The organism is Giesbergeria giesbergeri, assembly GCF_054779375.1.
This window is the reverse complement of sequence record NZ_BAAGYJ010000016.1, coordinates 1-5,771: the sequence shown is the minus strand read 5'-3', so window position 1 is coordinate 5,771 and position 5,771 is coordinate 1. Positions and strand designations below refer to the sequence as shown.

Here is a 5,771-nt window from a genome sequence, read left to right as displayed (position 1 = left end):
ATGTAGAATTCGAGGCTTCGCTACTAAGCAATGTTTGATACCAAGCGTGCTAAGTAAGCGGCAAGGATTTCAAGGTGGCGGGAATTAAAAACCCCATGCTTTGACAGGAGATAAAAACTTCTGATATAATTCAAGGCTTCGCTGATCGCAGCGAGCTAGAGAAAAAGATTTCGATCTGTTTCTCAGGAACCTTAAAAATATACAGCCGATAAGCGTGGGCGTTTGAATGTGAGATTGCCAAGTTCTTTAGAACTAGTGCTTGCACTACAAACGCTCATGAAGAAGTGAAGTTCACTTCAATTTCTAAATGAGTAAAACTCGAAAGAGTATAAGTTTAAACAAGATCGAACTGTAGAGTTTGATCCTGGCTCAGATTGAACGCTGGCGGCATGCCTTACACATGCAAGTCGAACGGTAACAGGTCTTCGGATGCTGACGAGTGGCGAACGGGTGAGTAATACATCGGAACGTGCCCAATCGTGGGGGATAACACATCGAAAGATGTGCTAATACCGCATAAGATCTACGGATGAAAGCGGGGGATCGCAAGACCTCGCGCGAATGGAGCGGCCGATGGCAGATTAGGTAGTTGGTGGGGTAAAGGCCCACCAAGCCGACGATCTGTAGCTGGTCTGAGAGGACGACCAGCCACACTGGGACTGAGACACGGCCCAGACTCCTACGGGAGGCAGCAGTGGGGAATTTTGGACAATGGGCGCAAGCCTGATCCAGCAATGCCGCGTGCAGGATGAAGGCCTTCGGGTTGTAAACTGCTTTTGTACGGAGCGAAAAGGTCTTTTCTAATACAGAAGGCCCATGACGGTACCGTAAGAATAAGCACCGGCTAACTACGTGCCAGCAGCCGCGGTAATACGTAGGGTGCAAGCGTTAATCGGAATTACTGGGCGTAAAGCGTGCGCAGGCGGTGTTGTAAGACAGAGGTGAAATCCCCGGGCTCAACCTGGGAACTGCCTTTGTGACTGCAACGCTAGAGTACGGCAGAGGGGGATGGAATTCCGCGTGTAGCAGTGAAATGCGTAGATATGCGGAGGAACACCGATGGCGAAGGCAATCCCCTGGGCCTGTACTGACGCTCATGCACGAAAGCGTGGGGAGCAAACAGGATTAGATACCCTGGTAGTCCACGCCCTAAACGATGTCAACTGGTTGTTGGGTCTTCACTGACTCAGTAACGAAGCTAACGCGTGAAGTTGACCGCCTGGGGAGTACGGCCGCAAGGTTAAAACTCAAAGGAATTGACGGGGACCCGCACAAGCGGTGGATGATGTGGTTTAATTCGATGCAACGCGAAAAACCTTACCCACCTTTGACATGGCAGAAATCCTTTAGAGATAGAGGAGTGCTCGAAAGAGAATCTGCACACAGGTGCTGCATGGCTGTCGTCAGCTCGTGTCGTGAGATGTTGGGTTAAGTCCCGCAACGAGCGCAACCCTTGCCATTAGTTGCTACATTCAGTTGGGCACTCTAATGGGACTGCCGGTGACAAACCGGAGGAAGGTGGGGATGACGTCAAGTCCTCATGGCCCTTATAGGTGGGGCTACACACGTCATACAATGGCTGGTACAAAGGGTTGCCAACCCGCGAGGGGGAGCTAATCCCATAAAGCCAGTCGTAGTCCGGATCGCAGTCTGCAACTCGACTGCGTGAAGTCGGAATCGCTAGTAATCGTGGATCAGAATGTCACGGTGAATACGTTCCCGGGTCTTGTACACACCGCCCGTCACACCATGGGAGCGGGTTCTGCCAGAAGTAGGTAGCCTAACCGTAAGGAGGGCGCTTACCACGGCAGGGTTCGTGACTGGGGTGAAGTCGTAACAAGGTAGCCGTATCGGAAGGTGCGGCTGGATCACCTCCTTTCTGGAAAACTGCAATCTCGTTTGAATGCCCACACTTATCGGTTGTTGGAAAAAGTCGTTGTAGAGCCATAGCAAGGGTAGCAATACGCTGGCATTGAATCTTACAAAGGCCGACTTGGGTCTGTAGCTCAGTTGGTTAGAGCACTGTGTTGATAACGCAGGGGTCGTTGGTTCGAGACCAACCAGACCCACCAAGTGTTACAGGCCTGGGAATACGACACGACAATGCGATTTCCTAGGGGGATTAGCTCAGCTGGGAGAGCACCTGCTTTGCAAGCAGGGGGTCGTCGGTTCGATCCCGTCATCCTCCACCAACAAGATTCTTATCTTCTTGTGTTTGTGTTTTTTATTTCTAAGTTCTGGTTCATGCTAGAATGCTAGATTCCGTTCAACACCAAAGCGGCCTTGCAAAAGGCCTCTTCGTTGTTGATCGATATTGTTCGATCAATCGGCTGTTCTTTAAAAATTCATAGAGTCGAATCAGCGTTGCTGGCGGAAAGCAGGAAACTGCACCGTGCCGTCAGCAACATGAAATTTGATTGCGTCAAAACGAATATTTCTTTGCCGAAAGGCATTGAGTATTTAAGTAATGACGAACAGTTCTCAAAGAGTAGCAATACTTAACGAAACGTTCGCGTTACGGCATAACGCGCGAGGTGAAAGACCTCGCAAGTCCTTGAAAATTTTTGATGGCGATGTCTTGAAAAAGACGTCAAAGTTATAGGGTCAAGTGACTAAGAGCATGTGGTGGATGCCTTGGCGATGATAGGCGACGAAAGACGTGAAAGCCTGCGATAAGCTTCGGGGAGCTGGCAAATAAGCTTTGATCCGGAGATTTCTGAATGGGGAAACCCACCCTTCGGGGTATCAATGTCTGAATACATAGGACATTGAAGCGAACCGGGTGAACTGAAACATCTCAGTAGCTCGAGGAAAAGACATCAACCGAGATTCCGAAAGTAGTGGCGAGCGAAATCGGAGAAGCCTTGCAGTGATAGCACAAAGATTAACAAAACGGATTGGAAACTCCGGCCATAGTGGGTGATAGCCCCGTATGTGAAAATCTTCGTGTGGTACTAGGCTGCAGACAAGTAGGGCGGGGCACGAGAAACCCTGTCTGAATATGGGGGGACCATCCTCCAAGGCTAAATACTCATCATCGACCGATAGTGAACCAGTACCGTGAGGGAAAGGCGAAAAGAACCCCGGGAGGGGAGTGAAATAGATCCTGAAACCGCATGCTTACAAAAAGTAGGAGCCCGCAAGGGTGACTGCGTACCTTTTGTATAATGGGTCAGCGACTTACATTCAGTGGCAAGGTTAACCGAATAGGGAAGCCGTAGAGAAATCGAGTCCGAATAGGGCGTATCAGTCGCTGGGTGTAGACCCGAAACCAAGTGATCTACCCATGGCCAGGATGAAGGTGCCGTAACAGGTACTGGAGGTCCGAACCCACTAGTGTTGCAAAACTAGGGGATGAGCTGTGGATAGGGGCGAAAGGCTAAACAAACTTGGAAATAGCTGGTTCTCTCCGAAAACTATTTAGGTAGTGCCTCAAGTATTACCTTCGGGGGTAGAGCACTGTTTAGGCTAGGGGGTCATGGCGACTTACCAAACCTATGCAAACTCCGAATACCGAAGAGTACAGCTTGGGAGACAGAGCACCGGGTGCTAACGTCCGGACTCAAGAGGGAAACAACCCAGACCGCCAGCTAAGGTCCCTAAAATTGGCTAAGTGGGAAACGAAGTGGGAAGGCTAAAACAGTCAGGATGTTGGCTTAGAAGCAGCCATCATTTAAAGAAAGCGTAATAGCTCACTGATCGAGTCGTCCTGCGCGGAAGATGTAACGGGGCTAAGCCAGTTACCGAAGCTGCGGATGCACAGTTTACTGTGCGTGGTAGGAGAGCGTTCTGTAAGCCTGTGAAGGTGTCTGGTAACGGATGCTGGAGGTATCAGAAGTGCGAATGCTGACATGAGTAGCGTTAAAGGGGGTGAAAAGCCCCCTCGCCGTAAGCGCAAGGTTTTCTACGCAACGTTCATCGGCGTAGAGTGAGTCGGCCCCTAAGGCGAGGCAGAGATGCGTAGCTGATGGGAAACAGGTCAATATTCCTGTACCGATGTGTAGTGCGATGTGGGGACGGAGAAGGTTAGCTCAGCCAACTGTTGGATATGTTGGTTCAAGCCTGTAGTCGTGCCCGGTAGGCAAATCCGCCGGGCTTAGATGAGGGGTGATAACGAGTCTGCTTGCAGACGAAGTGAGTGATACCCTGCTTCCAGGAAAAGCCACTAAGCTTCAGCTACACACGACCGTACCGCAAACCGACACTGGTGCGCGAGATGAGTATTCTAAGGCGCTTGAGAGAACTGCGGAGAAGGAACTCGGCAAATTGATACCGTAACTTCGGGAGAAGGTATGCCCCAAGTAGGTGAAGCTGTACAAGCCTAGCCCAACGGGGTTGCAAAAAATCGGTGGCTGCGACTGTTTAATAAAAACACAGCACTCTGCAAACACGAAAGTGGACGTATAGGGTGTGACGCCTGCCCGGTGCTGGAAGATTAAATGATGGGGTGCAAGCTCTTGATTGAAGTCCCAGTAAACGGCGGCCGTAACTATAACGGTCCTAAGGTAGCGAAATTCCTTGTCGGGTAAGTTCCGACCTGCACGAATGGCGTAACGATGGCCACACTGTCTCCTCCGCAGACTCAGCGAAGTTGAAATGTTTGTGATGATGCAATCTCCCCGCGGAAAGACGGAAAGACCCCATGAACCTTTACTGTAGCTTTGTATTGGACTTTGAACGGATCTGTGTAGGATAGGTGGGAGGCTTTGAAGTAAGGTCGCTAGATCTTATGGAGCCAACGTTGAAATACCACCCTGGTGCGTTTGAGGTTCTAACCTAGGTCCATCATCTGGATCGGGAACAGTGCATGGTAGGCAGTTTGACTGGGGCGGTCTCCTCCCAAAGCGTAACGGAGGAGTTCGAAGGTACGCTAGTTACGGTCGGACATCGTGACGATAGTGCAATGGCATAAGCGTGCTTAACTGCGAGACTGACAAGTCGAGCAGATGCGAAAGCAGGACATAGTGATCCGGTGGTTCTGTATGGAAGGGCCATCGCTCAACGGATAAAAGGTACTCTGGGGATAACAGGCTGATACCGCCCAAGAGTTCATATCGACGGCGGTGTTTGGCACCTCGATGTCGGCTCATCTCATCCTGGGGCTGTAGCCGGTCCCAAGGGTATGGCTGTTCGCCATTTAAAGAGGTACGTGAGCTGGGTTTAAAACGTCGTGAGACAGTTTGGTCCCTATCTTCCGTGGGCGCTGCAGATTTGAGGAAGCCTGCTCCTAGTACGAGAGGACCGGAGTGGACACACCTCTGGTGTACCGGTTGTCACGCCAGTGGCATCGCCGGGTAGCTATGTGTGGAAGAGATAACCGCTGAAAGCATCTAAGCGGGAAACTCGTTTCAAGATGAGATCTGCCGGGGCCTTGAGCCCCCTAAAGAGTCGTTCAAGACCAGGACGTTGATAGGCTGGGTGTGCAAGCGCAGTAATGCGTTGAGCTAACCAGTACTAATTGCTCGTGCGGCTTGACCCTATAACTTTGATGTATCAAAACATCAAGGTCTGTTATGCCAAGAACGCAATCAAACCATATAAGCTGATACAGACTCTATGAATTTAGCTGTCCTGCCCACAAGGCAGTGCAGCGCACAGTTTAAGCCTGATGACCATAGCAAGTTGGTCCCACTCCTTCCCATCCCGAACAGGACAGTGAAACGACTTCGCGCCGATGATAGTGCGGGTTCCCGTGTGAAAGTAGGTCATCGTCAGGCTCATTATTCAAGCTACCCCCTCTGATCTCTACGGTCAGAGGGGGTTCGCTTTTT

The 5,771-nt window shown here is 50.7% G+C and carries 2 tRNA genes and 3 rRNA genes; all 5 read left to right on the top strand.

Annotation, left to right across the window (positions count from 1 at the left end):
• Nucleotides 1–346 precede the first annotated feature (346 nt).
• Nucleotides 347–1,879, top strand: a 16S ribosomal RNA gene (locus ACYVB2_RS15360).
• 116 nt (nt 1,880–1,995) lie between these two features.
• Nucleotides 1,996–2,072, top strand: a tRNA-Ile gene (locus ACYVB2_RS15355).
• Nucleotides 2,073–2,116: 44 nt separating this feature from the next.
• A tRNA-Ala gene (locus ACYVB2_RS15350) sits at nt 2,117–2,192 on the top strand.
• Between the two features lie 410 nt (nt 2,193–2,602).
• Nucleotides 2,603–5,479 (top strand): 23S ribosomal RNA (locus tag ACYVB2_RS15345).
• Between the two features lie 125 nt (nt 5,480–5,604).
• A 5S ribosomal RNA gene (gene rrf, locus ACYVB2_RS15340) occupies nt 5,605–5,717 on the top strand.
• Together the 16S, 23S and 5S rRNA genes with 2 tRNA genes alongside form the textbook arrangement of a ribosomal RNA operon.
• Nucleotides 5,718–5,771: the final 54 nt, after the last annotated feature.